Here is a 26,734-nt window from a genome sequence, read left to right as displayed (position 1 = left end):
CCTATGGCCAGAAAACCGATCGTCCAGCGCATCGCGCTTGAGGGTGGCGACGTGATCAAGGATCAGCTGAAGGCGCTCGGCGATGCCGGCGAAAAGGCCTTCAACCAGATCAAGAACGCCGCCGTCAAAGCCGATCTTGACAAATTTGGCGCCAGCCTGTCGAAGGTCGGCAACGACCTGGCAACGGTTGGTCGCCGCCTGGCGCTGCTCGGCACCGGACTGGCTGCTGCCGCCGGCGGGACCACGGCGGCCGTTGTCGGTCTGGCGAAGTCCGGTGCGGAAGCTGCCGACGCCGCGGGCAAGGCGGCGCAAAAAACCGGCCTGCAGATCGATGCCTATGGCCGGCTGGAATTCGCCGCCAAGCAGGCCGACGTCAGCCAGGAAGAATTCGTTTCCGGCATGTCCCGCCTCAACAAGGCGATCGCCGAAGCAGCGACGGAAACCAGCAAGGCCGGGGATGTGCTGGATGCGACGGGCGTCAAGGTCACGCGGTTCGGCGTCAAGACCAAGGATGCCGCCAAGAAGGTCGACACCGCCGGCAACGTCTTCACCAAGCTCGGCGTCAAGATCAAGGATGCCAACGGCAGGCTGCGCTCGAATGAAGCCATCGTCCAGGACGTGGCCGCCGCCTTTGCCCGGATGCCGGACGGCGCGCTGAAATCGGCGCTGGCGATCGAGCTGTTCGGCAAGGCCGGCGCCAACCTGCTGCCCTTCCTAAACCAGGGCGCGGACGGATTGCGCGCGCTTGGCACTGAGGCCGAAAAGCTCGGCATCCTGTTTACTCCGGAGCAGTTCGCCCTCGGCGATGCCCTCGGCGATTCCCTGGATTCGCTGTCGACGGCGATCAAGGCGATCCGGGTGCAATTCGGCCTGCTGTTCGCGCCGATCGTGCTGGAAGCTGCCAAGGGCCTGACAAACATCGTCGTCGCCAACAAGGATGCAATCCTCCAGCTTGGCGCCGCGGCTGCGCGCACCGTCGCCGGTATTTTGGGCGACCTGCTGCATCTGCTGTCCGGCAACGACCAGAACATCAAGAACCCGTGGATACTGGACTGGCGGGATGCGATCGTCGGCTTCGGCCGAGACGTCCAGGCTGTCGTCAACACGGTGGTTTTGCCGCTGTTCAAGGCGGTGCGCGACGGCGCAAACCTGGTCGCCGACAGCCTCAATGCCATGTTCGGCACCAAGGTCACCGGCGGGCAACTGCTGATCGGCGCCGCGCTGTTGCAATTGCTCGGCGTGTTCAGGCTGATCACGTCCTCCGTCGGCGTGGTCGTCGCTGGCCTGCGGCTGATCGGAACCGCGCTTGCCACGATGTTCAGCGGCGGCCTGATCGCCTCGGCAAAGGCATTCTTCGGCACCATCGTCACCGGGGCGAAGACGTTCCTCGGCCTGGTCGCCGGCCTGGTCGGCTGGCCGGCGCTGCTGGTTGCCGCGCTGGTGGCGGCCGGCGTCGCCGTGTTCGTCTTTTGGGATGACATCGTCGCCGGTGCGCAGGGAGCTATAGCCAAGATACGAGAATTCTTTTCGGCCGAAAATCTGGCCAAGGTGTTTGCCGCTCTGCTTGAGGGTGCAAAGCAGGCTGGCGCGCTGTTCGTCGAGCTCTGGAGGCTGCAGGTCGAGGCTGTCGGCTTCATCCTCAAGGGGCTTGCGACCATCGTCTCCGGCTTTGTCCAGGGTGTGATCAGCGAAATCGGCAATCTGGCGGGCCAGCTGCTTCCGTCATGGGATCAGATCAAGGCAGCTGGCACGGAGGTATGGAACTCCATAAAGTCCGCCGCGACCGGCATCTGGGAGGAAGTCGTCGCCGTCGCAATGGGTGTGGGCGCACGACTTCAGCCCGCCTGGGAGGCCATCAAAAGCGGCGCGTCCGATGCGTGGAACTTCATCCGCGACAACGCATCTGTCTTGTGGGATGGCGTGGTCGACATCTTCACGTCCGCCAAGGACCGCGTTTTCAGCGCCGTCAGCGCCGTCGCCAGTGCAGCATTCGAGGCATGGACCGGCGCTTCCGCAGACGTCGTGGATGCGGCCAACCAGATCGTCGATGCCATCGAGCGCGCCACCAGCGCGGCCGGCGACGTCTCTGGGGCAGAGAAGCTCGCGCAGGCCCTAGTTGCGCCATTTCAGCAGGCCCAGCAGCAGATCAACCAGATCATGGCTGCCATCCGCGGGCTGGTGCAAAACGGCTTCCTGACACTGGCATCATCGGTCAACGCCATCGCCAATCAGATCGAGACTGCGATCAACCGCATTCTTTCAGCCTTGCGTCAGGCGGCAGCTGAAGCGCAGCGCCTGCGCGCCGCTGCAGGATCGTCGTCCTCGTCCGGCGGCGGATCGCCGGGGTTTGCCGGCGGTGGTGCGGTGCGCGGTGCCGGTGGTCCGAAGACGGACAGCATCCTCGCCTGGCTGTCCAACGGCGAATTCGTCATCCAGGCGGCGGCGGTGAAGAAGCTTGGCGTCGGTTTCCTCAACGCCCTCAACAACGGCTTCCTGCCATCGCTCAAGGGCCTGCGCGGCTTCAGCCTCGGCGGCCTTGCCGACGGCTTCAACCGCTCGATGGCGATTCCGCGCTTTGTCGACGGCGGCTTTGCCAAGATGAAACTGGCGCCGGCCTCGGCGATGTCGGGAAAGACCGTGCATGTGAAGCTGCAATACGGCGTCACCGAAGACCGGGTCATCGACATGATCGGCGAGGAAAGTGCGGTCGACAAGCTCTACCGTTTCGCCATCGGTGAGAGCCTGACCAGCGCCGGCCGGCCCCCGAGGCGCACATGAGCGTCCCGACCGATCTCCGCCTCGATCCGATCGGCGTGCCGCCCTACAGCGCGCGCAACATCAGCCAGACGCTGACGCCGGTCGATGGCGCCGCGCAGCTCGCCCGCACAGTCAATGGCGAGCTGATCGACCTGTCCGACGGCAGCAGCTATCGCAAGTACAAGTCGACGATCTCCTGCACCGACCAGCAGCAGCCGGCGCTCTCCGGCGTCTGGCCGGGCATGGAACTGACCGTCGATTGCATCGTCGAGCTCTCCTACCTCACCATTGGCGGCGCGCCGGAACGCGAGGTCGCCGGCAACACCGCCGATCCGGCAACGCGCACGGAAGGCGATTTCACCTTCTACCGGCCGCGCCTGCAGATGCGGGTCGTCAACTACCAGCAGGACCTGGCTGAGTGGGATGCCGACGCGGCGTGGTCGTTGGACCTCGAGGAAATCTGAATGTTCTTCTTTGCCTGGGTCGCGCCGACAGAAACGACATTCGGCCTCGAGCATCAGGTCGAGGACGAGAAGGTCATCGGCATTGCGCTGACGAACGGCGAGGGCGGTTTCGCCAAGGCTGACATAAAAGTCAAGAATCCGCGCACCGGCCTGCTGGCGCCGGGTCGCGACCAGTGGGCATGGCTGTCCTGGGTCGATCCGCAGAACCCGACGGCCGGCGCTGTCGCCTTGCTGTTCGGCCGCATCGTCGGCTTGCCGCAGCAGGTGCAGGGCAATGCGATCACGCTGACCTTCCTGGCGCGGCCGGCCGACTATGACGCGGTCAAGCGGGCTCTGGCCGAAACGATGAAGGTGGCGCCGTTCTGGGATCCGGTCTTCCTCAACGAAGACAGCCGGGATGACCCAGACACCGTGCTGCAGGGCTACACGCACGCCTGGCATATCGACCGCATCACGCATGCTGTGACGGCATCCGACATCCTCAACGGCGAGGACGGGCTGATCGACTTCGGCGAGGATTTTCTGCGGGAAAGCCTCGACCTGTCCTATGGCCAGCCGCCGCTCACCAGCGTCAAGGTCTCGGCTGTCATCAACTGGGACCAGGCGGCGGTCGGCACTGTCGATTTCACCGCGCAGCTTCTTGCAGCCTTCGCCGCGGCGGGATCGGGAGGCAACCATTCCATCAGGTCGCTGACCGGCGACGGGCTGATGCTGGACTTCCCCGAACAGGACGACCGCATCGGCAGCGGCTGGTCCTTCGGCGCCTGCTCGATCTCTCGCACCGACGGCTTTGTCGTGCCGCAGGATTATCACCAGGTCGTCATGATCAACGGCACCGGGCAATTCCCGGTCTGGACGATGCGGCCGGTGTTCAAGGTCGACTACGACGTCTCGCGCAAGCGGCAGGAAACGCTGTCGTTCACGCTGACGGCCGACTGCCAGGCGATCGTCACTGATCCCGGCGGCGAGGATATCGAGGAGATCAAGGTTTCCGGCGACGCTGACGAGCCGGTCGATGCGCCCGACACAGATAATCCGCTCGGCGCGCTGCCAATCGGCGACGTGCGGAACCGGGCCTATTTCCCGACTGCCAGGGGTCGCCAGAGCCTGGAATATCTCATCTGCCTGGCGCGCGGTGCCATTCTGGAGCGCTCCCGCGCGGTCTCGGTGACCTTCTCGGTGCCGTTCCGCGACGGGCTTGATCTGTCCTGCCGCAAGAATGCCCGCATCGCTGATCCCAGGCTGCCGGGCGGCGAGGCAACGGGAAAGATCATCGCCTACACGCTCTCCGTCGCCGACGGCAAAATGCTGGCTTCGGTGACCATCGGCTGCACGGTCGGCAAGGGCAACACGGTTTCAACGGTGCCCGGCGATCCCGTCTTTGCCGACGAAGGCTATGTCGATGAAGGCTATCAGCTTTATGAGGGCGCCACCTTCATGCCGGTTGCCGGCGAAGTCACCTATGGGGAATTCGGGCACATCCCGCCCGACGATGACGGCATCGATTTCTTCGCGATGGACCCGGCAATGCTGGTCGAGGACATCACCATCATCAACCCGCTGCCGACGCAGCAAGCGGTTCTCAATGCTTTCAAGCCTGACCTGGCGGCGGCGATCGAAGCGCTCAACCAGGTGTTCACCGAGGTCGACGGCGACCTCAAGGTGCTGAAGGCCGGCCCGTTCATTACCGACTATCCGATCACGGTCAGCGCATTGATGGTTCCCAAGACTTTGGACCTCGAGGCTGCCTGATGGTGACCATAGGCGGCATCCCCAATCCATGGCGCGCCGGGCGGAATTCGAGCGCCGCGCGGCTGGACTTCATCAACCGCTCCGGCAATGGCGAGAATGTGCTGAAGCGCGCCCTGGCCAAGGTCAAGCCGGAAGACGGCGGTGACGCGCATTTCCGCTTCGGCAAGGCATCCCGCTTCACGCTGACAGAGCCGGCGCAGAAGACCAATCCGGGGACGACGGTGACCTGGCCGCCGGAAGAGCCGATCGAGGATCCGGAAGACGGCATCGTCGTCATCGACTACGACTATATCGACCGCGCCGTCGAAACCATCCGCATCGAAAACCCCGACGATTCCGAACAGTGGGTGGAGGTCGAGCGCATTACTAAAATCATGTTCCGGCGCCGCGACGACGGCGTCTACATCAGGCTGAATTTCGACTGGTCGAAGGAGCCGTCCGGTGGCTGATTCCTATGGCGGCGGCCCGAACCCGCCGGTCCAGCTCGACCCGTTCCAGAACATCGTCAACGTGCACTGGAACACGATGACGCATGTCGCCTTCAGGGTGAATGTCAGATCGAGCGTGACTGTCGCCTTCGATCCGGTCGAATGGGCCGGCGAACCCTATGTGACGCCGATCACCGGCACCTCCATCTATCTGACCGCTGCCGACCTCGTCTATGGATCGTCGCCGACCAGCGATTTCAGCGGCTGGAACGGCCAGACCTGGCAATTGATCGGAGAGGATCCTCCGGTCGAGGGGCTTCCCGATCTGTCCGGCGCCAGCACGACTTACGGCGCCTGGGAATATTACGGCGCAAAAAGCGAGGAAGACCCGCCCGAATTCCTCGACATCCCGCGCGCCGAATGGGATGCGGCGAGCGGAGCCGGCACCGGGCTGATCATTCCCGGCGGGACCGCTGAATTCAAGCAAGGCGCGTTCACCATTCACCTGAACGGCAATCCGATCACCGGCGAACCGGAATTCCAGGCTGTCGGCCTGCCTTATCCCGGGCCGCCGGACTTCGTCGTCTGGGCGGCAAACTATGATTTGGCGACGACGCCGATCGCGCCGGCCGGCTTTTCGATTGCCGACATCGTTGTGGTGATCGATGGGAAGGCGTTTCGCGCCTATGCCTCGGCGGCGGTGACGACCATGGAGCCGGACCCCTCGCTGCAAATCGCCGGCAGCGCGTTGTGGGTGCTGTGCCAGCGCTCGCCCGACGACGACCCGACTCCCTGAATAGGATTTTTCCTGATGACAATCGTCTACCGGACCACTGGCGCCTGGGGCGTCGGGCAGGGCTACAACCTGACTGCGCTTCAGGTCGACGGTAATTTTTATGACCTCGACCAGCGCATCCAGGCGATCGAGGACAACCCGCCCGAGCCGGTCAACATCTCCAACATCATCGTCGTCGGCACCCAGATGACGATCTATCTGGAGGACGCGACGGTCTTCGGCCCGTTCACGCTGCCGCAGGCGAATTTCCGGCCGTCGGTGGTGGCGACGGTCACGACCGACACCCACACGCCGGTGCTTGCCGACGCCAACTCATACAAGCGTTGCACCCATGCCGACGGCTGCACGGTGACGGTGCCGCTCAATTCGGCGGTCGCATTCCCGGTCGATACCGAGCTGACGTATCGGCAAGCTGCCGACGAGCCGATCATCTTCGATACATTGACCGACGGCCCGACGCTGAACGGCATTGCCGGCTTCCTCGACATGACCGGCGGGCGCGGCGCGACGGTAACGCTGAAGAAGGTCGCCACCGACGAGTGGGACATCATCGGCCTGCTAGCCGAGGACGTGACTTGATGTCGATCAGCTTTCTCCCGGAGTGCGGGCGATGATGCTGGGGACGCTGGCGCAGCGCAGCGCCCCGGCCCAGGGCACGCCGGCGTGGGTGCCCGACGGCGCCGACGGCTTCCTCGATTTCGTCAACGGGCAGTATTTCGCCGGCGGCGCCGTGCGTGCCATCGCGACCCTGCTCGGCGGCGATTTCGATGCCGGCGCCATCTCCGCGTCCGGCATGCGGATCACGCCGTCGAACGGCAACCGGCCGAAGGCGATCGGCGCGCTGCTGTCGGACCTGACTTCTGGACTGGCGGCGGGCTGCACCATCCTGGTCGAGCTAAACAGCGCCATCTCGCCATCCGGGTTTCTGATCTTCATCGGCGACGACATCAACTTCGACGTTGCCGACGAAGCCATCATCGCCAACGCCAACGGCGCCCTGTTCGATTACTGGGACCTGGACATCTCGGACGCCATTTCGGGGTCGGGCCTGCACAAGATCGCCATGACGCTCGCGCGCGACGTCGGCGGCGGCGACTACGAATATGCCTGGTGCGACGACGGCGGCGCCGCGATCACGCAGACGGTGGATTATCTGACCCATGTTACCGCGGTCGATACCATCCTGTTCGGCCATGATGGCGTCGGCAGCGGGAACTCGCTGAACGACATCTATATCCGCTCGATCACGCTCTATCCGGCGAAGCTGCCGGCGGCGCTGACGGCGCTGACCGACTTGCCCGATCCCCTGGAAATCAGCGGCACCCCGGTGCTGACCACCGAAGAAGACGTGGCCTATGCTGGCTTTACAGTCTCGGCAACAGGCGGCACGGCGCCCTACGCATACTCTGTGTTCTCTGGTTCGCTACCGGCAGGCATCACTCTGAACGGCTCGACAGGGGCGGTTACCGGAACGCCGACCACGCCAGGAATTTCAGAGGACATTGTTATCAGGGTCACGGACGATCTCGGGGCCACAGACGATCTCGCAGCGTTTGATCTGGAGGTCACCGAGGCCGGCAGTCTGACGCCGATGATCACCGACAGCGCGATCTATACGCCGAACGCAGACCCGATGCCCGATCCCTTCGTCCCCTACACGGACGATCTCCTCGTGCCGATCATGCGCTGGTCCGGTGTGCCCGGGACGCAGATCGGGTCGTTCACGGGCAAGCTCTACGGCGACATCTGCCGGGCTCAATACCCCAAGCACGACTTCTGGAATTCGAACATGGCGCTTGCCTACTTCGAAAAGAATGCGGGCTCGGGAGGCTACTCCGGGAACATCTTTGTCAACGGCGCGACCGGCGAGCCCGTGTACTGCTGGGATCGTCCGGGGGGCTGGGAGGAAGCCCGTTGGAGCGAGGTCGAACCGGACCTGATGATCGCCGTCATCGGCGACGCGATCTGCCACTACGACGTTACGGACGGCACCTACGACGTCACCCACGATTTCAACGGCACCTACTCGGACATGACCATAGGTCTGTACGAGGGCGAGCTTTCGTGGGACAGCGACATCGTGCCGATCCAAGCGACCCGCGACAGCGACGGCCATGAAGTCTGTTTCGCCTTCAAGATCAGCACCGACACGGTTCTCGGCGTCATCGATCTGGACGGCATCGAGATCACCGACGGCGGCGTCAGCATCTCGCCGCTCGGCAATTACATCGTGCGCGGCAACGACGACGGCACGCACGACATTCATCTGATCGATGGCACGCACCATCTCCACTTCTCGGAAGACGAGAAGCCGTCGCACTACTCCTTCGCGGTCGAAGGGGGCATCGAGTACATGGTCGGCGGGGACCGTTCGGCGAGCGGCGACCTGATCAAGCGCCGGTTGAGCAACGGCACGACGACTGTCATCGGCCCGGACGCGTTCACCTACCACACGTCCGCCCGCTCTCACGATATCGTCACGCTCTGGATTTCGACGGACTACTGGCCCGACAGCGACAACGCCAACGACATCTATGTCAGCCAGATCGTCATCGTGGCGATGGACGGCTCGGTCGTCGGCCGCGTCTGCTTCACCCACAAGAGCGGGACCATCGAATACGACCGGGAGACGCACGGCATCATCTCCCCTGACGGCAAGATGATTGCCTTCCAGACGGATTGGGGCAACGGCAGCGGTCCAGTGGTGACGTTCGTCGCGGACATGAATAACTTCTCGTGCGCAGGACTGTTTCCATGACCGACTTTCATTTCCTGTACCGCATCTACAACACCAAGAAGATGACCCGCAGCGCGAACTCACATCGCATCGTCTGGCGCTCCGACCAGCACGAGAGCGAGAGCGACGACATGGACCGCGCGCAGTTCGAGCACTTCCGCGAGAAGGCCCGGCGCGCGGGCATCGAAGTTAAGAAGGCGGACTGAACGCCTGTCAGCCATCTCTCCCACAAGGGGGGAAAGAGCCCTCGATCTTTGAACCTCTGGAAAGGAACCACCGATGGCCACGCTGATCGTCACCTTCTCGAAAATTGATGGTTCGCACCACTACGTCGCCCCTGTGGCGCAAGGCGCGAATTGCCGAACCGAAACCATCACCATGCCGGCAACTGGCGCGCTTTCGGCTGCTGCTACCGAAGAGATCGTCGAACTGCTTGCCGATGCGGATTGCTGGGTAGCGATCAGCTCTGACCCAGATTCCACGATCGCGACGGATGGCACCGGAACGGCGCGCAAGATCAAGGCCAACATTCCCTACACGTTCGGCATCCGGGACGGCGAAAAGGTCGCCGTCGAGGCCGCCTGATGGCGATGAACCGCCTCGGGCTTGGGCTCGGCCTGCAGCGCGGTGCCGGTGCGTCCGCGCCGCCGGTCATTGCGCCCGAAAATTCCGTGCTGCCCGCCATCAGTGGCAATGCCCATGTCGGCTCGACCCTGACTGCCTCGACCGGCACATGGCTAAACGGTGTCGACACGTTCGCCTATCAGTGGAAGGCCGATGGCACCAATGTCGGGTCGAACCAAAACACCTACATGCCCGTGAGTGGCGATGTCGGCAAGGTGATCACCGTCGTAGTGACGGCCACCAATGCCGGAGGCTCGACGCCGGCCAGCAGCGGGGCCACGTCTGCCGTCATTGCCGTTCCCGTCAACACCGTGGCACCGGCTATCACCGGCAGCGCCCTGGTCGGATTGACGCTGACTTGCTCGACGGGCACCTGGAGCGGTGGCGGCAGCCAGACCTATGCTTACCAATGGAAGTCGGCCGGATCGAACGTCGGCAGCAATCAAAACACCTATGTTCCGGTCACGGGCGACGCCGGCAACACCATCACCTGCACGGTGACCGCGACCAACGCTGCGGGCTCCGGAACGCCGACGGAGAGTGCGGCTACGGCGGCCGTCGATGTTGCTGTCGGCGTGTCGGGGACTGATACCGGCAGTATCGTCAACAATGCGGCACCGACTTTTACAGGGAAAAGCTTCGGTGCCGCGCGCGCCGATCGCTGCATCCGCGCGTGGGTCACGTACCAGGATGGCGCCGCCAACTCGGCCTTCACCGGTTGTACGATCGGTGGCGTGGTGGCCACCAAGGTCGCAGAGGCGGCCGCTTCAGGCAGCGTCAACGCCGCGCTCTATACCGCTGCGGTGCCGACCGGCACGACCGGCGATATCGTGCCGTCGATCTCAAATGCTGGGGCGACGCTGGATTGCCAGGTCAGCGTGGTCCGCACGGTCGGTCTTGCCAACGCCGCCACCGACACGGCAGGCGGTCTCACTGGCGGATCGAGCTTCACCAGGAACAATGACTGTCCGGCTGGTGGCGCCCAGATCTTCGGCTGCTATCGCGACGGGGCATCCGGCACTGGCAACAGCATCGACTGGACCAATGTGGATGAACTGCCGCCTGAAATTCACTTCGATTCCAACCAAAGGTCACAGGTGACGGCGGCCAGGATCAACGCGTCGGCGCAGACCAACCAGGCGATCACCGCGACCAATCCGGGCGGTGGCGTCGTCAGCTTCTACATGGCCGGCGGCTCCTTCGCGCCGCTGTAAAACGAAAAGGGCCGGCGCGACGAACGCCGACCCTCTCTCGTCCAGCGCTCGTCGGGTTCAATGACAGGGCGCGCGTCGGCAAACTGCCTCGCCAGATCTGAAATTGCAACTTCCGCGATCACGCAACCGGCCCGCGAGGGCGGAAAGGACCTCTCATGTTCGACGCCTTGACGCTGCGCGCCATCGGCGAGCTTGCCGATCGCCTCAAATGCCCGGACGCCGCGCTGCAGGCCGCTGCCGAGGTCGAAAGCGACGGCCGGCCGTTTGCCATGGTCAAGGGCAGGCAGGAACCGCTGATCCGTTTCGAGGGCCATTACTTCGATGCGCGGCTAAACGCCACGAAGCGTGTCGCCGCCCGCGCGCAAGGCCTGTCCAGCCCAAAAGCCGGCGCGGTGAAAAACCCGGCGTCCCAGGCCGCCCGCTGGGTGCTGCTAACGCGGGCGACGAAGATCGACCGGCAGGCCGCGCTGGAATCGATCTCGATCGGCCTCGGCCAGGTGATGACGGCGCATTGGAAGAAACTCGGCTTCGCCAGCGTCGACGACATGATCAAGCTCGCCCGCAGCAATGCTGCCGGCCAGATCGACATCATGGCCCGCTACATCGATAAGTTCGGCCTGGCCGACGAGCTGCGCCGCCTGGATTTTTCCGCCTTTGCCCGCGGCTACAACGGGCCGGCCTACAAGAAGCAGGGCTACCACCTGAAGATGGCGGCAGCCTACAAGCGCCTCAGCGGTTCGCCGCCCGTCTCGGGCGCCACCGGAATGCTTCGAATGGGATCGAGCGGCGCCCGGGTGCGCGCGCTGCAGGCGCTGCTGGTGCGCGCCGGCTATGCCGTCAACGTCGACGGCGACTATGGTCCGTCGACGCGCGACGCCGTGCGCGAGTTCCAGAAGGCGCAGAAGGTCACCGCCGACGGCGTCGCCGGGCCGGAAACGATCCGCCGCCTCGAGGCGTGGAAGCAGGCGCCGGAGGAGGAACCAGGCAAGCAGGGCGTCACCGAGACGCCTGAGGCCAAGGAAGGGCTTGGCGGCGTGGTCGGTGGCGCCGGCGTGGAAGTCGCGCGGCAGACCGTAGAGCAGGCGGCCGAGAAAACCTCGTGGATACCGGGCCTGGAATGGATCTCCGGCATCCTGTCGGTGATCGCTGTCTTGCTTGTGCTCGGCGGTCTCGCCTGGATCGCGTGGGGATGGTGGAAGAGCCGCCGCACCGATGAAGGCGACATCGGCAGCAACGCGACTGCCGTCGAGGCTGCACCGGACGAAGTGCTTGCATGATGGCGGCAATCCTCACCTTCGTCGCCAGCCGTCTCGGTATCAGCCAGGCGCTCGCCAGCGTCGTCGCGATCGGCGTCACCATACTCGTCGCTTCCGGCGCTGCATGGGGCGTCTACGCCTACATCAAGCACCAGGGTGCGGAGGAAGTCCGCGACCAGATCCAGAAGGACAATCAGGATGCGATCAACAAGGGGATTGAGGCCAGCCGTTCTTTTGACGACTGCATTGACGGTGGCGGGGTGTGGGATTTCCGGCGTCAGCGGTGTTCCCGCACTTCGTTCGGCCCTCGGTAGCAGCCTGGCCGGCGCCCAGGGCAAGACCGCTGAGGATCAGAACCGGATCGACCGGGCGATGGCGCCTGGCTGCGCCATCGGCCTCTACGTCAGGGACGAATGCGACCGCCACACCAAGGCGAGTGCCGCGCGCCGTGCCGAGCTGAAATGATCGTAGTGCATCACCAAGAAAGGGCCGGGCTTGTGGAAGGTGAAGAGATGAGCGGAAACGCGCAGAAGATCGCAGAGAACGTTGTGCTTCTTGCCATAGCGCGGGTATCTATGGCGCTCTCTCTGCCCCTTGTCGGCTTCCTGGTCTGGCTGGGCGGACAATATCTCGACGGCAAGTTCGAGGCCCAGGACCAGAAGATCGCCTCGCATCGCGAGGCGGCGGAGAGCCAGACGAAGGTGACGTCGGCACGCATAGAAACCGTGGAGAAGACGGCGCAATCCGCCATCGACCAGGCTTCGAAAGTCAGTGACCGCCTTCTCTCCGTTGAGATCAAGCAGACGCAAGACTCAGCCTCGAGCGAAAAGTTTCAGGCCGCCACACTGAACCGCCTCGACAGGGTTCAGGACAGTATCGTCGGCCTGTCGAATGCGGTTGCCGCGCTCACCGCCACGGTGCAGGCGGTCGCCGAGCAAAGGAGCCGATCGCCGCCGCAGCCTGGCAACTGATCCGCGCCCCCCATAGCCCGCCGTGCCGAAAGGTCCGGCGGGCTTTTTGCGTTTGGAACAAAGGCTTGAGACGACAGTTAGGGCCTTTGCAGCATGTTCTCGCAGACCGATGCTGCGATCGGTGTCCTCCGATCAAGCTCGCGCTCTCTCCTGGAGGGTGCGGGCTGCAACGGAACCAAAATCGCGCAATAGCTGCGGCACAAGAGCAAGGCGGACGTCACCGTCGCGCTTTTCGCCAGCCCGCTGATAGGGCTTCTGCCTCGCTGCAGAACCAGCGCTCCCCCTTGCCGGTCGAGATCGCAGTCCGGCTGTAATATTTCTGCCCAGGCATGTGATAGATGCGCTCGCCGCTCGAGCTGACGTTTCCCTTGATTTTGCAGGTCAAGCCGCCGAGGAGGCCGACGCCGGTCGATTGCTCGCTGACCGTTTCGACGTTGTCAGCGTTGGTAGCGCGCCAATCCCAAGGCTGATCAAAGCGGCCCTGCCATAGGCCGCGATGCGCCGCCTTCGCAGTAGCCTGCTCGGGCGCAAACGCCCCGTTGGAATAGCGAGACCAGTCTAGAGCATAGCCTTGTTCGACGAGCCATTTCTGCACACTGCGGCCATCCGCGCGATCGCAGTTCCCGACGAGGCGGCCATAAGGATCCCGGCCGACGAAGCTGCAATGCAGTGGCCGAGAGGTGGCCAGGAACTTGTCTAGCGCATGGGCTGCCCGGCGCCCGCAGGGGTATTCGAAGCCCTTCGCGTCATCGCAGTACTGTCGGCGCTCCGGTGCGTCGATGCCATTGAAGCGGATGCGCTGACCGGCAATCTCTACTGTGTCGCCATCGATCACGGAGGCGCGGCCTTTCATGGGGCCGGGCAATGGTTCTGTCCAGTTTGTTATGGTGCTTTGGAGGCCAGAGGCGCCCTGTTGGCCGGCGGTGCTCTGGATCGCGAATTGGGTGACTGCGGCGGCAATCGTGCCGGCGCCGAGGAAGATCAGCCCCAAGAGCGGTTTCGGCAGCCACCTTGACGGCATTCTTCTGCCGGCGCGCCTTCGCCAGCGGTCAGCCTGATTGGCGCCCTGATATCGGTGGCCTTTGCCCACGCCCTCTCTCCCGAAGAGAGAATGCCGCCATTCCGGGCGAGAGTCCAGAAGCCGCAATAAGCCGCCGTGCCGGAAGGTGCCAACCGCCGGCTCCTGCAATTTCCGATGCACTAGACAGGGCGGAACTTTAGCAATTTATAAAAATTGTCTTTGAGCGGCGGGCATGCCCCTCTCGCTGCCCGCTGTAGATCGGGTTCGGCAACAACCCGATCGGGGCCCGCGCTCTCCGCCAGAGGCGCGGGCTTTCAATTCACAAACGTTAGAGGGTTGATGTTCTGGCTCGGTATGATGAAGCAGCCAGAAACGCTCCTTAAGGGATGGTCAGGACCCTGTCAGTTGCGTCAACGCAGCCAGCAGACGACGCTCGCCAGTCGGTTTACCGGCATTAGGTGCTCCAGCCAGAACCTCGCCGCCGACTTGATCGGGCCTGTCATAGGCGCTTGCCACGGCGAAAGGCACATTTCGCGCTTTCAAGATCTCGGCTAGCGGCGTGACGAGTTCTGTTCCGAGGTTAACGTCGAGGAGCGCCACTGCGGGCACTTCGTCCTCTAACAGGCGCAGCGCATCTCGCACGGTGGCCACCGGGCCCATGACCCGCCAGCCGTGATACTCAAGCAACAGCTTGAGGTCCATCGCTACAAGAAACTCGTCCTCCACAATCAAAACGGTTTTCTGCATGGAACGGCATTCAGCCCGGGCGAGCGGCACTCCCCAGCGGAATGACGATCTCAGTCTCCAAACCGCCTACTAGGTACTTCAGTTCCACCTGCCCTCCGAGGCTGTAGGTCGTAGCGGATTGGATGAGTTCAGTACCGTAGCCCGTCGTAGCGGGCGGGGTCACCGGCGGGCCGCCGCTTTCCACCCATCTGAGTCGGAGCCGGCAGTTCCCTTCCTCTATCCGCCAGCTGACCCGCACCTGACCATCAGATACCGACAGTGCTCCATACTTGGCGGCATTCGTCGCTAGCTCGTGCAGGACAAGGCTGAGCGACTGGAGCGCGCGGGTATCAAGCTCAACGGCCACACCGGGTCCGATCACGATTGCGTCGGGATTAGCGGTATAAGGTGCGAGGATGCGCTCCAACAGCGCCACCAGATTTGGCTCGTCCTGCTCGACGAAGGCGATGTCCTGCGCTTGCACCAAGGCATTGAAACGCCCCAGGAAATCATCACGGTATTCCTCTGCCGAACGGCCCTCCGTGGTGGTGTGACGGGCTATCGATTGCGCAACAGCGAGCAGGTTCTTGATCCTATGCCTGAGTTCGCCGAACTGCATGTCCTTCGCTGCATCTCGGCGATAGCGATCGGTTGCGTCCACCATCGATAGCAACAGGGAACGACTGCCGTTGTCGGGATGGTGCAGGGTGCGAGCTGTCAGAAGCATCGTTCTCCGGCCTATATCCGGAAAATCGTGCTCGACCTCATAGTTGATCACGGCCATGCTTTTTGGGATCACCGCCGAAAGCAAATGACGCAGTTCCGGAATGTCCCATTGGCCGTTGCCCAGCTCATAGATGTGCTGCCCGATCGTCTCGTCCCGGTCAACTTTGAATGTTTCAAAGAAGGAACGACTGGCATTCTGTACGGAAAGACCTTCATCCAGCACAAGCAGTGGGTCGACAACGGTATCGACGATACCCTGCAACTGAACGTGGCCGGTGCGCAGAAGGCGGTAAAGGTCTTCCATATTCATCGTGAGCAGCCCTGCATTGCAGGGCTAAAATAAAGAGAATCGCCGCGCCCTGCAATCGACGTTGCGGGGCTGATCGGCCGCGTGAAGCACCTGCGCGGCGAGGAGGATTTGCGGCATGCTTCGCTGCAGGATTTCTGGGAAGAATAAGGGAAGTGAAGGCTACATGCGGAGAATTGGGATCGGCATCATGTGCGTTGGCTTGTTGCTCCTCGCAACGGCCTTCTATTTAGGCGCCGGTCCGTCCCGCGAAGGCCGGCTCTATCTCGGCGCTATTTTGGGCGCCGCAACCTTCATTTCTGGTGCGTGGATGTACATAGCCGGTCGAAATGGTTGGCTTTAGGTAACAGACCCGCTTGCGTTTCACATAGGCATCAGGATTATATTCCTCTCCGTTGCGGCGAGCCCTTCAACGGAGATCGCCATGCCCCAAAAGACCCTCGCCGACACTCTGGCAGCCCGCGAATCGATCTATGTCAATTGCGGGCACCCGATGTGCTGCAAATCGACGAAGCTCGATATCCAGGGGCTAATTGACAGGCTCGGCCGTGACCACGGCTCGATGCATGACGACCTGGTCGGGCTCTTTGTTTGCTCGAATTGCAAGGCTGCCGGCCGTGGCCGCCGGCCGCCGGCCGGTGTTCTTCACATGCATTCCTGACTACGAAGGCCAGCAGCGGGCGCGCAATCGCGATTGGAAGCCAACTTTCGAACGAGAGGGCTGAAAGTGGCCGGCGCCGAAGCCTACGCGCTGACGTCCGTCTCGCTTTCCTCGTCGATCGCCCGGGACCGGCAGATAGGCGTTGGTTTTCCAGCCATTCGCGCAACACGATCTGAACGAGTTCCGACCGGCCAGACACCCCGGCACGCCGTCAGTTCGCACGAGGCGGGCGGTTTGCTCCAGTCCGGAATTCCGATTTGGATGACGCCATTGCACAGCTGCCCTGCGACATGCGAGTTTGTCAACCAAATGGCTCATCATGAGAGTCTCGTCATGTCCATTCGCCGGATTGCGTTGACCTCGGCAGCGGTCACGCTTGCCTTCACAACCCTCGCCCAGGCCAGGCCGGACACCCGCGCCATGACCTGCCAACAGACGCAGGCGCTAATCCAGAGCCATGGCTCGGCGGTGCTGACCACCGGCCCGAACACCTATGCCCTCTACGTCCGCCGGTACAGCAATGCGTGCGACTGGTCGGAAATCCCAGCGGTAGGGTTTGTGCCGACGCGCGATGGCCAGTGCTTGGTTTATCGATGCAGAGAGCCGCTCTACACTCCTCCCGGCTGACGGTGACGAGCATAGCTATTCTGCTGCGCCTTTCGGCAGGTACGTCCTCCGTTGTGGGCTCAAGCGGCACACCGGAGACGTTTCTAAGCATCAATGCGGCGCGTCGCAGGATGATCTGCAGATCGGCGCGCGACATATCGGCGATGCGGTCGGCGGCGCTTTCAACCTCTTCAGCGACAGACAGGCGGGTCATTCAGAGGTCGGTCACCTTCAATGGCAGTGATAATCGCCTGTCTTGTGGTTCTTGTGCAACCATTGCTGTCGGTCCCGCGCTGTGTGCGTAGGCGCTGGTCCCAAAAGCCAAGCTCAAAGCCGCTTGTCGGCAGCGGACGCCGGCGGTGGCGGTCAGCACCCGAGCAGGCTCCCAATAAGCGAGACAAACGTCCAGAGCGGAGGCCTCGGCTTAGTCAAGCATACCTACGGAATGATGCGCCTGGCCGGTGACAAATGAATCTCTGCTGGACCGCCGATGATATGGGGAGCCGCTCGCAAATCGCGCCCTGCGCGCGGGTTGATCGGTTGATCAACATCAAAGCTTGAATATGAGAAATGCGCTAACTGTGACGGCGGTGGTCACGGTGGCTCGATTGTCAGCAGATGTGATAAGGTTGAGTGTCGGCGAGTAGCAGAGGTCCAGCAACAATGACTTTGAGGCGAACCAGAGCTTACGGCGCATCCGGCTTGGTTCTAGCGGTTTGCACTGTGTTTGCTTGGCAGAACGCCACTGCTGCTCAAAATTGCCACGCAGCCCCGACGCCTGGCGTCAATTGGCACGAGTGTGACAAGAAGCTTCTCATCCTAGAAGGACAGGACCTGAGCGGGGCGAACCTGTTCGGTGTTGATTTCACTTCGACCGACCTCAGAAAAAGCAATCTCCTTGCGGCAAATCTTGAGAAGGCAACGCTTGTGCGTGCTTCCCTGGCCGACTCGACCGCCAAAGGCGCCCGGTTCGACAGAATCGAGGCCTACAGGACCGACTTCAGCCGTATGGACGCGCAGGGCGCTGTGTTTGCGAGCGCGGAAATGCAGCGCTCGAATTTCCAGGACGCCAATCTGACCAATGTTGATTTCACAAAGGCAGAATTGGGGCGTGCGCAGTTCCATGACGCCGATATCAGCGGCAGCCGCTTCTCGTTTGCCAATCTCGCACGGGCGGACTTCCGAGGAGCGACGTTCACCGCGCCGATAGACTTTGACCGCGCCTTTTTCTTTCTGACCCGTATCGAGGGCGTCGACCTTTCCAATTCGGCGGGTCTGTCCCAGTGGCAGCTCAACATGGCTTGCGGAGACGCCCGGACCGAGTTGCCTTCTGGCTTGACGAGGCCTGAAGATTGGCCCTGTCAATTCCAGCAGGAATAGTTGTCGGCAAGCGAACTGCGGCAAATGCTGCACCCGACAGGATTCGAACCTGTAACTTGCCCGCCGCACCTTCGGCGCGGCGGGCCTTTTGCCTGTGGATGGAACACAACCCTGAGAAGAAAGTTCGGTCTTGCAGCATCTTCTCGCAGACCGATGCTGGGATCGGTGTCCTCCGATCAAGCCTGCGTTCTCTCCCGGAGGGCGCGGGCTTTCTTTCGCTGTCGCTCTTTTTGTCTTGAGGGAACGTCTGCCCGAGATCGTAGTTTGGACGTCCACCATTGTGTTTTTTGTTCGTTACCTCGCGCTCGATTCGACCGCAGGCGTAGCGGAACCTTTCATGCTTCTAAATGCTTCTAAGTTGTAGATGAACCAGGGCGCGCGCGCGTCCGGCCTGTGCGCCCAAAGTAGCAGGAGGACTACTATGGACACGCAAGGCCATTTTCGTATCTCTCGCCGCCGCATTCTGACGGCGGGCGGCGCACTGCTGGTGGGTACGGCACTCGTCGGGCCGGCTTTCGACGTATTCGGTCATGACTTGCCCGGTGTCATGACGAAGGATGGGGGTTTGAAGCAGGTCTTCTTGCCTGAGCTAGGCGCGGAAGACCCGGTTGCGCACTCCCTCGCAGAGAATCTGTTCTGGACTGACATCCTGACGGAGCACGCTAAATTTTTCACGATGCTGATGCCCGGACCGGAGCTCGCGGCGCAGCGCAGCCGCGTGGAGAAATTCCAGGCGCAGTTCGGAGCGCAGTTCGAGAAGGTTCGCGACGGGAACGTGAGCGCCGACAATTACCGCGCTTTCAACGAGTCTACCATCGAGATGGTGAAGCCGTTCGTGGATTTCAAATATGAGATGCGAAAAGCGCAGGAATCGGGCCAATTGAAGAGCCTTGTTTGGCCTCTCTTCTTCGATCACACCGCCCGCGAGGCCGAACGGTTTGGGAAGCGGCTGGAACAGCTCTCGCGTGGCAATGTTGAGATCGAACGCGGCGAAGCGGTGAAGTTCTGGACGCGCATCATGGGCGAGCATGCCGACTTTATCGCACACCTGCTCGACCCCCAAGAAGCCGCGCTCATCAAGAAAGCTATGGAGACGAGCGATGCGTTCGACGAACTGCATGACAGTCCGCCGTCCTCAATGGAGCCCGCTGAGAAAGCAGTGCAGGACATCCTTGATTTCAAGACCGCGGCTGTGAAGGGGATAGAAACAGGGGAGATTAAGAGCATCATTCATCCGTTGCTGGCGGATCATGTCCGACGAGAGGCTGTAAAGTGCGCCGATGAGTTAAAACGCGCGGCATAAGGGACTTTCAGTTTATAGCCACGACTCGGCGGCCGCAGCGCGCGGTTGAACCTTTACGACTTCGCCCTCTCCGAAGCCGCAAACCGCTTGGCTAGGGCCCAAAGGTGCGCTCGCGCTCGCCCTAGTGTTGGCGCTGTTGTTTTGGCTGATAGGGCTCGTCCTAACGGCGGTTGCCAAGCCCGCGGCTATGCCTTCGCATGAAGCGTGAATGGACTTGGAACACGTCGTCACCTAGATCGTTGACTGCGTGCCGCCGGAGACCTTCGCCGCGTTCAAAGCGGCCTTTGCCAAGGGCCGCTACTTCAACGACCACATCCGCAATCACTTCCGGTACCGTGTAGCGCCTACTAATGGGGACCTCGTTGTGGCGCGCGTTAGGAACAGACAGTCTAGCTTGACGACGGCACGGAGCCTCACCAATGACCACCAGCCCCCGAAAAGAGCGTAAATTTCCTGCTTCGGCAGGTATCCTTCTAGGGTTAGGCCTAGGCGGCTTTTTCGACGGGATCGTGCTCCACCAAATTCTGCAATGGCACCACATGATGACAAGCGCGGGCTACCCGCCCAACTCTGTTGAAAATCTGAAGCTGAACACGATGTTGGACGGATTCTTCCATGCCGCCACTTATATCTTAACTGTGCTTGGCTTGGTCGTTCTGTGGAATACAGCAAGAAAGCCTCACTTTTGGTGGTCGGCCAATCTGCTTTTCGCGACGATCTTGATCGGATTCGGTCTCTTCAATTTGATCGAAGGAGTTGTTAATCATCAGATCTTGGGACTGCATCACGTAAATGAGACCGTTCCGCGCGATCTATGGATCTTTTGGGACATCGCCTTCCTAGTTTGGGGCGCGGTAATGCTGGCCGGCGGCTTTGTGCTCTATCGAAATTCCAAACAGGACCGTTTTGACGAAGTTCGCCGAACTTAACGGACAACGGCGCCCGCTTTGCTCAACAGTGCTCCGGTGGCCACGACTTTCCTTGCGGCTTCTGGCTCTTCTTCAGTCCGGGCCTCGCGCGGAGGAAGAACTGGGCGGCCCCCGCTATAAATTGTCCGGAGTAGAGCCCGTAAAAAAGGTGCGGCGGGCTTTTTTGCTGTCCGGGTGGAACCCGATCTGGCGACAATCGTTCGGTGCGGCAACACTGCACCATGCCGTCAGATCGGATCAACAATGCGGGAAAAGCAGGCCCTCACCGATAAAGAAAAACACGACAGACGGGAGCGAACGTCGGATGCTGCCCGGGAATTGATCGAGGTCGAGCGCATGGCACGAGATGCAAAGACAGCTCGGCTCCGGGAGCAGCGACTGAAGGCTGAAATCGCTTTTCCGGAGGCTTCGGCTGCAGAGCCGACGCCAGCACCGAAGAATCGCAAGACAGCGAAGGCCCGATAGCTCTCTCGTCGAACGGCTCTTCTCATTCGTTCGGACGTTGCGGGTCTTCACGGACACGTCAATCTTGAAGCTGGCGGGGCTTGACCCCAACCTGGACTCTCTTCCGTTCCCCGCTGGCTCCGGCCGGCGGGCTTTTTTGTTTTCCGATCTGCTTCAAAATGAAACATCCGGCCTCCCTCTGCGTTCAACTCCAAAGGAGCTGCCTTATGGTTGGCGAGGTGAGCGCAAGGCAGAGCCGGACAGTGGTTCTGCCGTCCAGCTTCTTGCCCGGCGATTGGCCGAGCAAACAGGTATCTCGGAGCCTGATGCTCGGCTTCTGATCGAACTGATCGGCACCAACTGGAATTCACTGGTATTTCAGGCCCGGTTGATGAAATCGCGGCGCTGACACCCGGTGCCGAACGGACACGCTTGACGTGGCCGGCGTCCCTTGGGGGCGTTGGGGTAGATTGCCTAGTAGAGACACCGGCCGAGCGGATTGGGGTCCGCCGCAAGAGACAATTTCAGCAAGAGCTTCCATTCGGCAACCAGGATCGCGGAGCACGCTAAACAATTCGTTGATCAACGGCTTGCTCGATGTCCGGAGGAGATCACGAAACCGAAATCGCTGTTCTAAAAGGACGTTGCGGGCCGCCAAAAACCTAATCGGGATCGGAAGGGGCCATGGCTACCGGGACCGATGCACCCTAGGCGCGGGCTCGTGCGATACTGTTTCGACATCTACCGTGACTAGGCCGGCTCCTTCGATCCGGACCGTCACCTTGCCGTCCTCGTCATCGACCCGAGTGACAAAGCCGGTGATCTCGACCTTCTGGCCGACCCTTGTTCTCTTAGGTGTGTCGATCGAAAAGGGAAAGCTGTAAGACGGTATGCTCACGCTCGACATGCCGTTGTCCAGCACCTTCAGGATTGTCACGGTGAGCGTGACTTCATCGCCGATCTTCACAGTCATGGCCTAGGGCTCCACTTCCAGCTTCATCATTCCCAACTAAACATTCCATTTTGCTAAAATGTTCCGGAACTGAATCTGCGGGAGGCGATTCCAGACATATCAGAGAGCGAACTTGTTTGGGCAGCTCAGCAAATGAAGCTTCGCTCCTAACACTTGTCACATTCTTCCCCCATCCTGGCCGATCGCATAACTTGTGCCGGGTGCCGGCGCTCGGCGCCGGATTTTTTCAGCGCATGAATTTGCCGGTCGGCCACCACCTCCGTGGGTTTCTGGCCTGTTCCGGACCTCTCAACGGAACGGGCTCCTTTATAAAGCGCAGCGCCTAAAGTTCACGCACTGGCCGTGCGGCGCTTCGAAAGCGCTTGCCACAACTCTGTTTCGTCTGTGAAGCCGTTCTCGAAAGCTTCAATAACTTCGCAGGCGAGCCGTTCCCTCTGGTCCCGGTCTTTAAGGGCCACACGACGCTCTTGGCACAGCTGGTCGAATACCTTCTGGAGAAGGTCCAGGTCGGTCGACGTGAATACGCTGCTGAATTTTGAGAAAGTCATGACACCCTCCTGCCTCATCGGGGCGAAAAGCGTGATCTGCTCTTTCAAGCGTCCGTTTGCCTCGGTTGGTGCGGACGACGCTTCACAATGCGACGTTGTGGCCAGCACAGCGAATCATATTTTCGGGAGGAGCAGCGTTGAGCGATATCGCATCACTCGACGCCGTCGGATGTAATGTCAGCTTAGAGCGCCTTGCCGGCGCGCATCATGGCGCGCGCGATGGCGAGTTGCATTTCGACCTTGGCGTTTTCCTTTTGCGTCATGTTGTCGGCCGCGATTAGGCGGCGCAGCGAACGCATCACCTCGCCGCGCGTCCACCCGGCATCGACCATGCAGTCGACAATGGCCTGAAATCCCGGCTCCATCGCCTCCTGGCAGTCTATCTCCCGGTCCGCGTAATCGTGATGACGACTTGGCTTTTTGACAATCACAGATAGCGCTCCCCTTCACTGCGGTGTTCGAAGCAGAACCAATGCGGCGTCTGCTTAGGCCTGGCAAAGCCCCAGCCGGCGTGCTTGCCGCAGCCGGGGTGCTCGCAGAAATGATGCTGGACGCCCGGCGCCGTCATCTGGTCTGGCCTCGGCAGGCGAATTTCATCACTCAAAGCAATGCGCTCCGTGGGTTTCAGATCGGTGGAAAGATTCCACACGCCGACTTGACGTTCAAGAAAAATGTTCCTTATTCGTTCTCATGGCGCACGAACCGATCGACACCCTGGGAAAGGCGACCCGGCACAACCTGCTGGTCAAGGCCGAGTGCAGTTGCGGCAACGTCCGCTACCACCGCTCGGCCGATCTGATGATGGTGTTCGGCGGCGGCAGAGATCCGCAAAGCCTCAACTTCAGCTGCGATCGGTGCAAGCCGTCGATCAAGATCACGCTGCTGGAAGTTCATCCGGAACACCTGCCGAAACGCCTCATGATCCACAAGCCGATGAAGGTCGGCGGCAAGATTGAGTGGTTTGTCGAGCGGTTCCGAGGATGAGCGAACGACTAAAGATCCGGTTCGCCTATCAGCGCGGCTGGCAGGTCGTGGACGGCAGCGCGATCATGAGCACGTTCGACAACAAGGAGGGAGCGTTTCAGTTCCTTGTCGACCGTGGCGCCCGCGTCTGGTTGGAATGGAGCAGGACCGTCATCGGCGGGAAAGCACCGCCGTCTGACTTCGCTGCCAGTTTCATGCAGGATACAGTCGGTCGCATCCTGAAGACGCTCCACGGCACCGAGGCCGGGACATGGTTCTGGTCATGTTTTGAAGGTGGCGCGAACGGGAGGGTCTTCACAAAGGACGAAGCGGTCTTCGGCGTCGAGCGCGCCTATACCCGCCGTGTCGTCAAAGCTGACTGGCGGTAGGCCGCTGTGTTGAAGCCAGGCGCCAAGCCAGGTGCCCCGCACTGGGTCAATACGTCTGGCACCGCAATTGCATAGTCAGCAATACCGGGCACCCCAATGCACGGCACCCATGGGACCCGTCGCTTCGCAAATGTAGCGGCGGGTCTTCTACATACTGGTCGCTCCCCAGCCTACGCGCTGCCGTCCGTTTCGCTTTCCTCGTCGATCGTTCGGACTGGCAGATAGGCGTTTGTCTCCAGCCATTCGCGCAGCACGATCTGGATGAGTTCAGACCGGCCAATTTTCATTTCAGCCGCGATGGAACTGAGAGCGTCCTCCGTTGTGGGCTCCAGCGGCACGCCTGAGACATTCCTGAGCATCAATGCAGCGCGACGCAGGATGAAGATCCGCGCGCGACATATCGGCGATGCGATCGGCGGCGCCTTCGAGCTCTTCCGCTATTAATCGGCGTGTCATTCCACTAGCGCCGTTCAAGGTCACTGACCCTAGCCTCCAACGATGCAATCTGCCCCGCCAACTCGCGGAGTAATTCCTGTTGGGCATTGTGGTTTTCAACTTCTCGATCGTTAATAAAGTTGACGCAGGCCACAAGGCGCTCACTCACCGCGTTTACATGATCGGCGAGATCGAAGCCGTACATCGTCGCACCTCGCTTACACGTGCCTTCATCCATGAATCCGCTTGCAGATGGGCCACTGGTCAGCATCAAAATTATACCCGACAAGTAGCAGACGGCGCATGAACCCCTCCCCGTATCAGTTGATCTGCCTAGAGTTTTGTCTTCGGCGGGGAAAACGGCAAGTGATTATTCTGCAAGAAGGTCCTGATCGATCTTGGCAATTACCCCCTCAAGGGCCAGGACTGCACGCCTCGATATCTCAACATGAGCGGCCGTGGTGTCGACTTTTCCCTTGCCCGGCTGAACGGTCCAAATGCCGGTTTTCCCTGCTTCGGCATTGGCGATAAACCGGCGCTCATCTTCAAGCTGCTGGCTAAGTTCTTCTCGGAAAGCATTCCATTGGTCTTTCGTTGCGGGCATCGGGGTTTCCTCCCTCGGCTTTCTTTCGGCTGAGAGTGGCGCAGCTCTGCCGAGCGCGCAAGCTTCGCCCCACATGGGGGACATTTAGGCAGTCGGCTCCCTGTCCCAATCACGTGCGGCGATAAGAGCCGGATTCCAGAAGGCGTTGGAAATCCGCGAACGCTCCTTTTCCCAGTCGGTCAATTCGAGATTGCTGCCTTTGACGGCGAATTTTGTCGCGCCGATGATATCGCGAGCCGCGTCGACCAGCAAAAAAAGCTGATCATATTTTGGTACATTCTTTTCCGACTGTTTCAGCAGAAGGTGTGCGAGCCACTCGTTTCGAAAGGCCGACAACTTGGCGAGTGCCAGGCCGCCGTCGCGCGAACGTCGAAGCTCCCGATATCGCGAAAGCGCTGCCGCAGCGTGGCGCTCCGCCGCGGCTGCATTCGTTTGGTCGGCGCTGCTGCGGAACGATTGCCAAAGCCCGGCCTCCGTGACCAGCTTCCTCACGCACCGTTTCTGGCCAAGAAGTCGTAGCATCAAAGGAATGGACGCTACGTCACTCCGGTTGGCTTTCTTGGCGATTGATTCTCCTGGTTTTGGACGCGGCTCTTCGAAGAGCTTCGCCAACACGATCGCCAAATAGAGCTGCGTCGCGAGCTTGACCGTGTCGTAACACTCGGCCCCATAGAACCGGTGCCCGTGCAACTCGGCCTTGACGATGTTGTTGGCCGTTTCAAGCGACATTTCCAGTTGAATTGCCGTCCGAAGCTCACGCTCAACTAGTTCGACCATGGCGCCAAGCCGCTCAATCGCCGTTTCAATCGGGAGCGGCTTTGCTCGCTTCTTCTTCTGCTGCCCGCGCGTCTTGTTCATGGATTTCGCTTGGCCAGCCTCACGCCAGCGCCGCCGCCATTCTCTGGGATGAACTCGATGCCGGCGGCAATCAGCGTCTCCTGGAGGCGCGTCAAGGTGGTGGCATAAGGCGCTCGCTTACCTGCTTCGAAGTCGGCAATCGTCGCGCGACCAACCTCTGCCTTCTCAGCAAGATCCTGTTGCGCCCAACCTATTAGGCCGCGCGCGGCCCGCAATTGCCCTGCTGTGATCGTCATTCGCTCCAACTTCATTCAAATTGTATTGACTTGCGCCCGAAGTCATTTAATTTGCATGACGTTACATCAGGCGCGTTAACTAGGCAATTGTTGGATATCGGGCATGATCCGATGTTTGATTTCGTCCATGTTGCCGGGTGTGCGCCAGTTCTTCCACTGGCGGTGGCCTGGGCGCCAGGGCGAACACAAACCATCCACAGGCAATGAGGAAGTGAAATGCCGAACACCACTGTTCGGGCGGCCGCCGAAGGCATGCCCGATATCAACCGCCGTCGCCTTCTGCTTGGTCTCGCAGCTGGTTCCACCGCCGCCGTCGCAGCGGCAGCCTTTACGATCATCGACGCGACCGCAGCGCCGTCTGTCGCTGACGCGATCCCAGCTACGCGGGAGAAGACCAGTCTCGATGCAATGCTGCTGGATCTGCCGCCGGAAGAGGCTCAGCGGTTGAGGTTAGAAATTCTGGCGATCATCGCTGCCGTCAAAACAATGTGCGCCCGAGGCGACGATTTCCAAACGATCAGGAATTTCGTCAGAACCCGGTGTCAGCAAAATCAGATGGACTGGAAGAGGGAACGGGGAATATGAGCACCGCGCCGACCGTCGAACCCTTTTGCGTCTCTGACACG

General features: G+C 61.3%; 35 protein-coding genes and 1 pseudogene. 24 read left to right on the top strand and 12 right to left on the bottom strand.

Annotated features, from left to right (window positions below):
* Window positions 1-3: 3 nt before the first annotated feature.
* The 13 genes from EOA78_RS04790 to EOA78_RS04725 all read left to right on the top strand — a co-directional run bounded on the left by EOA78_RS04790 (window position 4) and on the right by EOA78_RS04725 (window position 12,999).
* On the top strand, window positions 4-2,778 hold the full coding sequence (locus EOA78_RS04790) for a hypothetical protein (RefSeq protein WP_127314105.1): 2,775 nt from the start codon (window positions 4-6) through the stop codon (window positions 2,776-2,778).
* On the top strand, window positions 2,775-3,221 hold the full coding sequence (locus EOA78_RS04785; RefSeq protein ID WP_127314104.1) for a hypothetical protein: 447 nt from the start codon (window positions 2,775-2,777) through the stop codon (window positions 3,219-3,221). Before EOA78_RS04790 ends, EOA78_RS04785 begins: the two co-directional genes overlap by 4 nt.
* Complete coding sequence (locus EOA78_RS04780; RefSeq protein WP_127314103.1) at window positions 3,222-4,973, top strand: hypothetical protein; 1,752 nt, start codon at window positions 3,222-3,224, stop codon at window positions 4,971-4,973. It begins immediately after the preceding gene.
* A complete protein-coding gene (locus EOA78_RS04775; protein ID WP_127314102.1) occupies window positions 4,973-5,422 on the top strand; it encodes a hypothetical protein in 450 nt (149 codons plus the stop codon). Before EOA78_RS04780 ends, EOA78_RS04775 begins: the two co-directional genes overlap by 1 nt.
* Window positions 5,415-6,197 (top strand): hypothetical protein, encoded by a 783-nt coding sequence (locus EOA78_RS04770; protein WP_127314101.1) that lies wholly within the window; start codon window positions 5,415-5,417, stop codon window positions 6,195-6,197. The genes EOA78_RS04775 and EOA78_RS04770 overlap by 8 nt, the downstream gene beginning before the upstream one ends.
* A gap of 15 nt (window positions 6,198-6,212) precedes the next feature.
* Window positions 6,213-6,776, top strand: coding sequence for a hypothetical protein (locus EOA78_RS04765; RefSeq protein ID WP_127314100.1), 564 nt, complete (start codon window positions 6,213-6,215; stop codon window positions 6,774-6,776).
* A 31-nt stretch (window positions 6,777-6,807) separates the two neighbouring features.
* A complete protein-coding gene (locus EOA78_RS04760) occupies window positions 6,808-8,955 on the top strand; it encodes an Ig domain-containing protein (protein WP_206533408.1) in 2,148 nt (715 codons plus the stop codon).
* Window positions 8,952-9,140, top strand: coding sequence for a hypothetical protein (locus tag EOA78_RS04755; RefSeq protein ID WP_127314099.1), 189 nt, complete (start codon window positions 8,952-8,954; stop codon window positions 9,138-9,140). The genes EOA78_RS04760 and EOA78_RS04755 overlap by 4 nt, the downstream gene beginning before the upstream one ends.
* 73 nt (window positions 9,141-9,213) lie before the next feature.
* Window positions 9,214-9,519 (top strand): hypothetical protein, encoded by a 306-nt coding sequence (locus EOA78_RS04750; protein ID WP_127314098.1) that lies wholly within the window; start codon window positions 9,214-9,216, stop codon window positions 9,517-9,519.
* A complete protein-coding gene (locus EOA78_RS04745) occupies window positions 9,519-10,772 on the top strand; it encodes a hypothetical protein (protein ID WP_127314097.1) in 1,254 nt (417 codons plus the stop codon). The genes EOA78_RS04750 and EOA78_RS04745 overlap by 1 nt, the downstream gene beginning before the upstream one ends.
* A gap of 155 nt (window positions 10,773-10,927) precedes the next feature.
* A complete protein-coding gene (locus EOA78_RS04740; protein WP_127314096.1) occupies window positions 10,928-12,049 on the top strand; it encodes an N-acetylmuramidase domain-containing protein in 1,122 nt (373 codons plus the stop codon).
* Window positions 12,046-12,342 (top strand): hypothetical protein, encoded by a 297-nt coding sequence (locus EOA78_RS04735; RefSeq protein ID WP_245477399.1) that lies wholly within the window; start codon window positions 12,046-12,048, stop codon window positions 12,340-12,342. Before EOA78_RS04740 ends, EOA78_RS04735 begins: the two co-directional genes overlap by 4 nt.
* A 198-nt stretch (window positions 12,343-12,540) precedes the next feature.
* Window positions 12,541-12,999 carry a hypothetical protein gene (locus EOA78_RS04725; protein WP_127314094.1) on the top strand — a complete coding sequence of 153 codons (459 nt, stop codon included), beginning with the start codon at window positions 12,541-12,543 and terminating at the stop codon, window positions 12,997-12,999.
* 217 nt (window positions 13,000-13,216) lie between these two features.
* On the opposite strand, the gene EOA78_RS04720 is transcribed toward EOA78_RS04725, so the two are convergent.
* The 3 genes from EOA78_RS04720 to EOA78_RS04710 all read right to left on the bottom strand — a co-directional run bounded on the left by EOA78_RS04720 (window position 13,217) and on the right by EOA78_RS04710 (window position 15,782).
* Entirely contained in the window at window positions 13,217-13,990 is a 774-nt protein-coding gene (locus tag EOA78_RS04720) for a thermonuclease family protein (RefSeq protein ID WP_245477398.1), read from the bottom strand.
* A 420-nt stretch (window positions 13,991-14,410) separates the two neighbouring features.
* Window positions 14,411-14,767 (bottom strand): response regulator, encoded by a 357-nt coding sequence (locus tag EOA78_RS04715; RefSeq protein ID WP_127314093.1) that lies wholly within the window; start codon window positions 14,765-14,767, stop codon window positions 14,411-14,413.
* A gap of 10 nt (window positions 14,768-14,777) precedes the next feature.
* The gene (locus EOA78_RS04710) at window positions 14,778-15,782 is read right to left on the bottom strand and encodes an HWE histidine kinase domain-containing protein (protein ID WP_127314092.1); all 1,005 of its coding nucleotides are present in this window, start codon (window positions 15,780-15,782) and stop codon (window positions 14,778-14,780) included.
* Window positions 15,783-16,203: 421 nt separating this feature from the next.
* Here EOA78_RS04710 and EOA78_RS04705 point away from each other — a divergent pair, with 421 nt between their 5' ends.
* The 8 genes from EOA78_RS04705 to EOA78_RS36870 all read left to right on the top strand — a co-directional run bounded on the left by EOA78_RS04705 (window position 16,204) and on the right by EOA78_RS36870 (window position 21,511).
* Window positions 16,204-16,440: a hypothetical protein gene (locus tag EOA78_RS04705; protein ID WP_127314091.1), complete on the top strand. Its 237-nt coding sequence runs from the start codon at window positions 16,204-16,206 to the stop codon at window positions 16,438-16,440.
* 66 nt (window positions 16,441-16,506) lie between these two features.
* Window positions 16,507-17,067 carry a hypothetical protein gene (locus EOA78_RS37890; protein ID WP_348628463.1) on the top strand — a complete coding sequence of 187 codons (561 nt, stop codon included), beginning with the start codon at window positions 16,507-16,509 and terminating at the stop codon, window positions 17,065-17,067.
* Between the two features lie 642 nt (window positions 17,068-17,709).
* Window positions 17,710-18,426, top strand: a complete 717-nt coding sequence (locus tag EOA78_RS04695; RefSeq protein WP_127314089.1) for a pentapeptide repeat-containing protein — start codon at window positions 17,710-17,712, stop codon at window positions 18,424-18,426.
* Between the two features lie 421 nt (window positions 18,427-18,847).
* A complete protein-coding gene (locus EOA78_RS04690; RefSeq protein WP_164783641.1) occupies window positions 18,848-19,729 on the top strand; it encodes a DUF2935 domain-containing protein in 882 nt (293 codons plus the stop codon).
* Window positions 19,730-19,976: 247 nt separating this feature from the next.
* Complete coding sequence (locus EOA78_RS37690) at window positions 19,977-20,177, top strand: KTSC domain-containing protein (protein ID WP_281034029.1); 201 nt, start codon at window positions 19,977-19,979, stop codon at window positions 20,175-20,177.
* Entirely contained in the window at window positions 20,149-20,658 is a 510-nt protein-coding gene (locus EOA78_RS04680; protein WP_127314087.1) for a DUF2243 domain-containing protein, read from the top strand. The genes EOA78_RS37690 and EOA78_RS04680 overlap by 29 nt, the downstream gene beginning before the upstream one ends.
* A 243-nt stretch (window positions 20,659-20,901) precedes the next feature.
* Complete coding sequence (locus EOA78_RS04675) at window positions 20,902-21,123, top strand: hypothetical protein (protein WP_127314086.1); 222 nt, start codon at window positions 20,902-20,904, stop codon at window positions 21,121-21,123.
* A 64-nt stretch (window positions 21,124-21,187) separates the two neighbouring features.
* Window positions 21,188-21,511, top strand: a complete 324-nt coding sequence (locus EOA78_RS36870; protein WP_245477397.1) for a hypothetical protein — start codon at window positions 21,188-21,190, stop codon at window positions 21,509-21,511.
* Window positions 21,512-21,790: 279 nt separating this feature from the next.
* Here the strand turns inward: EOA78_RS36870 and EOA78_RS04665 are convergent, their stop codons facing one another.
* The 4 genes from EOA78_RS04665 to EOA78_RS35855 form a co-directional block, all read right to left on the bottom strand.
* On the bottom strand, window positions 21,791-22,075 hold the full coding sequence (locus EOA78_RS04665; RefSeq protein ID WP_127314085.1) for a hypothetical protein: 285 nt from the start codon (window positions 22,073-22,075) through the stop codon (window positions 21,791-21,793).
* 329 nt (window positions 22,076-22,404) lie between these two features.
* A complete protein-coding gene (locus EOA78_RS36400; RefSeq protein ID WP_206533407.1) occupies window positions 22,405-22,671 on the bottom strand; it encodes an RNA-binding protein in 267 nt (88 codons plus the stop codon).
* A 134-nt stretch (window positions 22,672-22,805) separates the two neighbouring features.
* On the bottom strand, window positions 22,806-23,051 hold the full coding sequence (locus tag EOA78_RS04655; protein ID WP_127314190.1) for a hypothetical protein: 246 nt from the start codon (window positions 23,049-23,051) through the stop codon (window positions 22,806-22,808).
* Window positions 23,051-23,227, bottom strand: a complete 177-nt coding sequence (locus EOA78_RS35855; RefSeq protein WP_164783640.1) for a hypothetical protein — start codon at window positions 23,225-23,227, stop codon at window positions 23,051-23,053. The genes EOA78_RS04655 and EOA78_RS35855 overlap by 1 nt, the downstream gene beginning before the upstream one ends.
* A gap of 86 nt (window positions 23,228-23,313) precedes the next feature.
* Between EOA78_RS35855 and EOA78_RS04650 the strand changes: the two genes are divergently transcribed.
* Both EOA78_RS04650 and EOA78_RS04645 read left to right on the top strand, forming a co-directional pair.
* Complete coding sequence (locus EOA78_RS04650) at window positions 23,314-23,607, top strand: hypothetical protein (RefSeq protein ID WP_127314084.1); 294 nt, start codon at window positions 23,314-23,316, stop codon at window positions 23,605-23,607.
* The gene (locus EOA78_RS04645) at window positions 23,604-23,975 is read left to right on the top strand and encodes a hypothetical protein (protein ID WP_127314083.1); all 372 of its coding nucleotides are present in this window, start codon (window positions 23,604-23,606) and stop codon (window positions 23,973-23,975) included. Before EOA78_RS04650 ends, EOA78_RS04645 begins: the two co-directional genes overlap by 4 nt.
* 170 nt (window positions 23,976-24,145) lie before the next feature.
* Here the strand turns inward: EOA78_RS04645 and EOA78_RS04640 are convergent.
* The 5 genes and pseudogenes from EOA78_RS04640 to EOA78_RS04620 all read right to left on the bottom strand — a co-directional run bounded on the left by EOA78_RS04640 (window position 24,146) and on the right by EOA78_RS04620 (window position 26,108).
* Window positions 24,146-24,431 (bottom strand): annotated as a pseudogene (locus EOA78_RS04640) (hypothetical protein).
* Between the two features lie 4 nt (window positions 24,432-24,435).
* Window positions 24,436-24,615 (bottom strand): hypothetical protein, encoded by a 180-nt coding sequence (locus tag EOA78_RS04635; protein WP_127314082.1) that lies wholly within the window; start codon window positions 24,613-24,615, stop codon window positions 24,436-24,438.
* A 165-nt stretch (window positions 24,616-24,780) separates the two neighbouring features.
* Window positions 24,781-25,014: a hypothetical protein gene (locus EOA78_RS04630; protein ID WP_127314081.1), complete on the bottom strand. Its 234-nt coding sequence runs from the start codon at window positions 25,012-25,014 to the stop codon at window positions 24,781-24,783.
* 84 nt (window positions 25,015-25,098) lie between these two features.
* Window positions 25,099-25,872: a hypothetical protein gene (locus EOA78_RS04625; RefSeq protein ID WP_127314080.1), complete on the bottom strand. Its 774-nt coding sequence runs from the start codon at window positions 25,870-25,872 to the stop codon at window positions 25,099-25,101.
* The gene (locus EOA78_RS04620) at window positions 25,869-26,108 is read right to left on the bottom strand and encodes a helix-turn-helix transcriptional regulator (RefSeq protein WP_127314079.1); all 240 of its coding nucleotides are present in this window, start codon (window positions 26,106-26,108) and stop codon (window positions 25,869-25,871) included. The genes EOA78_RS04625 and EOA78_RS04620 overlap by 4 nt, the downstream gene beginning before the upstream one ends.
* A 216-nt stretch (window positions 26,109-26,324) precedes the next feature.
* On the opposite strand from EOA78_RS04620, the gene EOA78_RS04615 reads away from it, so the two are divergent.
* Window positions 26,325-26,693 carry a hypothetical protein gene (locus EOA78_RS04615; protein WP_127314078.1) on the top strand — a complete coding sequence of 123 codons (369 nt, stop codon included), beginning with the start codon at window positions 26,325-26,327 and terminating at the stop codon, window positions 26,691-26,693.
* Window positions 26,694-26,734: the final 41 nt, after the last annotated feature.

It is taken from the genome of Mesorhizobium sp. M5C.F.Cr.IN.023.01.1.1, assembly GCF_003997585.1.
GTDB lineage: Bacteria > Pseudomonadota > Alphaproteobacteria > Rhizobiales > Rhizobiaceae > Mesorhizobium > Mesorhizobium wenxiniae.
Note: the sequence above shows the minus strand (reverse complement) of the source record. Positions and strands in the feature narration are given on the sequence as shown.